This is a genomic window from Boseongicola sp. (assembly GCF_057460485.1).
In genome coordinates, this window is sequence record NZ_JBVCWP010000336.1 from 1 (window position 1) to 3,843 (window position 3,843).

The following is a 3,843-nucleotide window of genomic DNA, read 5'->3' on the forward strand; positions in this document are numbered from 1 at the left end:
AAGCAACGCAATAAGGGCTCCTTGCTGCCTTTAGCCGCATCGCAGCGATCCTGCCAAACGATCTCGCCCCGATCAACATGAACGGCCCCTTGCAAACATTGACACATCCTCGGCTATGCTGCGGCGCGGCCCGTCGAAGGAGCCGTTCGCCGCGCGTACTAAATTCAAGGCACTTCGAGTTCACACGGTCCACGAACGAAGCCGACTTTCAGACACCATTCTCCAATGTTAACCTTTACTGAGACCGGCCGCGCGCTTTAGGCTTTGACGCGGTGGGAAGTCGCAAGAATTTAGGGGGCAATGGTGACTGAGTTAATAGATAGTTGCCTTATGGATCGGCCAACCACAGGTGATCCAGGAGGATTGATGCTGTGGGCGGATCGATGGGCGGCGCCTCTTTCGCATGATCCGGAAACGGTTCTGGACCTCGTCGACACGCTGTCGGACGCTGACGCAGAGGGCTTCGATGACTGTCTTACGCTTTTGTCGCGTATCTTGGACGAGGCGCGAATGAACCAAGAAAATGAGGAGCCAGGGGCGAGTGACTTTTTTCAGGTCCTTGCGGTGGACCTAACGGAACGGACTGATGCAGGTGAGCTTAACGCCGAGACCTGCTTCGGACTTTGTCAGGCTTACCTCCGCGCCAGTCTAACCCCTCCCGATCAACTGCGCACGGCACCCAACGCCTTTGAGGCTTTTGCGGGAGACGAGATGCCCGAGCTTCCGGATGTCGCGGGGCTAGCGGAAGGGCTTGTCCCGGACGGGTCTACGCCTTTTGAGACCTATACCGGGCTTCGCGAAGTTGTGGGCGCCATGTCGGCTCAGGTGACAACCGCATTTTTGACGCAGACGATCGGGCAAGGTGATCCACGCATGATTGCTGTCGGGCGGTACTTTCTGCTCGATCCGGTTGCGGAGATGCGCGATGCAGCCATCGCCGGGTTCGGGCTGCTTGCGGAAAGCGCAAATGTGGATGCTGCCCTGCTGTCCGACCTCATCCTGATCCGCAACTGGCTGCCAAACGGAAAAGCACTCGACACTCTGATTACGACTGCGCTGCGGCGAGAGCCATCAGGTGGAACTGTCCCGCAACCTTGGCAGCTTCATCGGGTGATGACGTCGCTTCCCGACGGCACCGGCTCGCAAAGCATTTTAGGCGTCTGTAGCCGCGGAAGCACGCGCGCGGTGGCCGCGGCAATGATCAAGGAAGGGCACGGGATAAAGGACGCTTATGTAATTCCTTGCTCCAGCAGAGGCGATCAGAAATCCATCGTTGAACAAATTGAACAAGCGATGACGATGCATGACGTGTCTCCTTCCTACCTCGCCCCCGCGGTTGGCTTCGCCCTCGGCGACGGGCTTGCGCGCGGAGCGGTGACGACACCGGGCTTCCTGGATGTCGCGCCGATGTTCGGCATTGGCGATGTGACGCCACAAACCGGGGGGCATGCGGCACTTCTCGCGGCGGTTGATCCGCAGGGAGAGCTTGCGGCTCTGTCAGACAACCGCCGCGGCCGGTTGATCGGCAAAAGCCGGGACTGGTTCTCGGAGCATGACATCTGCAGCAGTTGGTTCGTCTCTGACGCCACTTTGATGGCAGCGCTTGAAGAGGCGTCAACCGCCACCAGCGCAAAGAAGATCGTCGTGGGGCATCTCGAGGAAAGGCGTGATCGGTGGGAAAAAATCTTTGCCCGAACGGCGCTGATCCTGCGCCACGACGGCAACACCCCGCCTGACGCGTGGATGAGCTTTGCTGTTGTTGCCCAGACGCTGGCGACTGGACGAGAGATCAAGAAAATACCCGTTTTTGAGGATATCCTCGGGCAAACGCTGGAAGTTGCAGCGGAGCGCGCGATGGAAGACCTCGACGATGAATTGGAGTGGGGCAACGAAGAACTCGATCCGCCTGAAATCGAGGCTGAGGGACAAGGTGAATTGGCCAAGTTGCTCAAAGGCAGCCCGCTCAAACCGGATCAGATCGATGGCTACCTGACTGCCGTTCTGATCGCCCCGGAATTCGCATCGCCAACTGAATGGCTACCACCGCTGATGGAGGGGATTGAGGTGAAGGGCCAAGGTTCGATTCAACGCATCCTCGACATTCTTATGTTGCGTTACGGCGCGCTGAACGAAGCTGTGATACTCGGCGAGATCGGAGGAGATCTCCGAGACCTGCCCCCGAAGCGCTTCCAAGCCTGGACCGAGGGCTTCGCGCAGGCGGTGGATAGCATCAAGGGCGCCTGGCCAAAACGAGTACTGAGCCGCGATGACAAACAGGTCCTCAATCTGATCCGAAGCGCCGCCATTGATGATCTAACACCAACCTTGAAACCACTTTTACCCAGCTGGATCCAAATTACTGCCGATAAATGGCGTGAAGATTTGTGAGTCTTAAGCTATTTGGGCTGGTGTCGGCCCTTAGCCGACATTCACCAAGATTAACCTTACCGCGGCGCGGCATATCAAGAGCGGCCATTCATGCACCCTGCAGCATTTCCGTCCTCGGAGGTCTGCATCGCGGACAAAGTGAACTTTCGCTGCGGTTGCGAAATCTCAGCTTTTCAAGCACGACGTCCGACGCAACTGGGTAGGAACGGACGCACTACGCAGAAGCAGACCCAGCCCACAGAAACCAGAAAAGCGGCCAATCAACCCGTATCACTTAAGCTGGGAGGTGCGCGGTGACTTCGGGGTACAACATGCCAGGAGGCGGCACAGCGCTTTAGGACTATACCTCTCGGTCGCGCTATTGCCGCCGCCTTCAATTACTGCTTTCGAAATCTGCTTCGGGTATGGAGGTCACTCGGCCACCGACTTGAAGTAGGCCACTATGTGGGCGACCTCTTCGTCGGTCCAGCCGTCGTGCCAACGCATCCGTGTGCCCGGGATCGTCAGCATGGCGTCGACCGCGAAGGAATACAGCAACTCCTCGGTCCAAACGCCCTCGGTCTCTTTCATGGCTTCCGAGTATTCAAACTCCTCGCGTGAACCGATCTGGCGACCAAAGACACCGACGAGCGACAGGCCCTGATTGTTTGCCAAAATGACCTCCGATTTGGTCTCAATTCTGTGGCATTGGCCACATCTTTGCATCGCAAGCTCGCGGCCAAGATCGGCATCCGCAGCAGCGATCAACGCGGCAACCTCCAATGGCGGCTTGGCGGCGGCCCCGGCTTTTTCCAGCATCTCGACTACCTTTGCGTGACCGCTCGTCTTGGCAAGGTGCAGCGCGTTGACGTTTCCATACCCGCCTGTGCCGTTCGTCCGACCGAACCCGATCGCCTCGACATCTGCCGCACCGCCTATCAGGGCGTCGGCAGCTTGCGCATGGCCATGCATGGCGGCGATCATTAGCGCTGTGAACTGGTCTTTGTTCCTCGAATTTGGGTCGGCGCCCGCCCTGATCATGATCTCAATTGCCTCAGCATAGCCCTTTTGCGATGCAGCGTGCAGCGCGGTGCCCAGCATCGTGCTTGTCGCATCCAGGTCGGCGCCTCGTTCAATCAGCAGTTTCAGCACATCTACGTAGCCGTGGAAGGCCGCGATCTGTAGCGGAGGCATGATGTTGGGTTCATTGACGTCCGCGCCATCATCAAGGAGCCGGGCCAGCGTTGCGCTGTCTCCATTCTTGGCGGCATCAAACACCGGTCCTGCGAAGACCGACGTGCTGGTCAGGACGACTACTGTGTAGATAAGGATTATTAGTCTCATGAGTGTCTCACTTTCTTTTCGAAGGGTAGGGATCGGCGTGTGACAGGCCAACAGCGATCGGCCGACCGGACACATGCACGACGCGTGTCACTGGCTGGCAAAGAGTCCGTCTACCATCTTCGTATAGGCCTC

2 protein-coding genes are annotated in these 3,843 nt (G+C 58.1%); one reads left to right on the forward strand and one right to left on the reverse strand.

Annotation, left to right across the window (positions count from 1 at the left end; genetic code table 11):
• Positions 1-366: 366 nt before the first annotated feature.
• Positions 367-2,388, forward strand: coding sequence for a UPF0149 family protein (locus AC221Y_RS21500; RefSeq protein WP_486708375.1), 2,022 nt, complete (start codon positions 367-369; stop codon positions 2,386-2,388).
• Between the two features lie 411 nt (positions 2,389-2,799).
• On the opposite strand, the gene AC221Y_RS21505 is transcribed toward AC221Y_RS21500, so the two are convergent.
• Positions 2,800-3,711 carry an ankyrin repeat domain-containing protein gene (locus AC221Y_RS21505; RefSeq protein ID WP_486708376.1) on the reverse strand — a complete coding sequence of 304 codons (912 nt, stop codon included), beginning with the start codon at positions 3,709-3,711 and terminating at the stop codon, positions 2,800-2,802.
• Between the last annotated feature and the right edge of the window lie 132 nt (positions 3,712-3,843).